At 46.4% G+C, this 1,230-nt stretch carries 1 protein-coding gene; it reads left to right on the forward strand.

Going from position 1 to position 1,230, the window contains the following annotated elements:
- The coding region (locus IRQ95_RS21860) for an aldehyde dehydrogenase family protein (protein WP_194439900.1) at positions 1-1,230 on the forward strand (1,230 nt) is incomplete at both ends.

Consider the following 1,230-nt stretch of genomic DNA (forward strand, 5'->3'; position numbering starts at 1 on the left):
ACCACTTCGCATCTGAGTTCATTTACAACAAATACAAAGATGAAAAAACGTGTGGCATTCTTGAAGAAGACGACAACCTAGGCACAATGACTATCGCTGAGCCTGTAGGTATCATCTGCGGTATCGTTCCAACTACTAACCCAACATCAACAGCGATCTTCAAATCTCTGATCTCTCTGAAGACTCGTAACGGTATCATCTTCTCACCACACCCACGTGCGAAAAACTCAACTAACGACGCAGCTAAACTCGTTCTAGATGCAGCAGTAGCAGCAGGCGCACCAAAAGACATCATCGGTTGGATCGACCAACCTTCAGTTGAGCTTTCAAACGCTCTTATGAAGCACGATGGTATCGCTCTTATCCTTGCAACTGGTGGTCCAGGCATGGTTAAAGCCGCTTACTCTTCTGGTAAGCCAGCAATCGGTGTAGGTGCAGGTAACGTTCCAGTTGTTATCGATGAAACTGCAGACATCAAACGTGCTGTTGCTTCTATCCTAATGTCTAAGACTTTCGATAACGGCGTAGTATGTGCTTCTGAGCAAGCTGCAATCGTTGTTGACTCTGTATACGACGAAGTGAAAGAGCGTTTTGCTTCTCACAAAGCATACGTACTAAACAAAGCTGAAGCGGACAAAGTTCGTAAAGTTCTGCTAATCGACGGTGCACTAAACGCGAAAATCGTAGGTCAGCCAGCAGCAGCAATCGCTGAAATGGCAGGCGTTAAAGTTCCAGCTGATACAAAAGTTCTAGTTGGTGAAGGTCTAGGTAAAGTTTCATACGATGACGCATTTGCTCACGAGAAACTATCCCCAACACTAGGTCTATTCCGCGCTGACAACTTCGAAGACGCAGTAGCTCAAGCAGTAACCATGGTTGAGATCGGCGGTATCGGTCACACATCTGGTCTATACACTAACCAAGACGTGAACGCAGACCGTATCCGTTACTTCGGCGACAAGATGAAGACTGCTCGTATCCTTGTAAACATCCCGACGACTCACGGTGGTATCGGTGACCTTTACAACTTCAACGTAGCACCATCTCTAACGCTAGGTTGTGGTTCATGGGGTGGTAACTCTATCTCTGAAAACGTGGGTCCTAAGCACCTAATCAACAAGAAAACTGTTGCGAAGCGAGCTGAAAACATGTTGTGGCACAAACTACCTAAGTCAATCTACTTCCGTCGTGGTAGCCTTCCAATCGCTCTTGGCGACCTAGAAGGTAAGA

It is taken from the genome of Vibrio fluminensis, from assembly GCF_015278125.1.
GTDB classification, from domain to species: Bacteria; Pseudomonadota; Gammaproteobacteria; order Enterobacterales; family Vibrionaceae; genus Vibrio; species Vibrio fluminensis.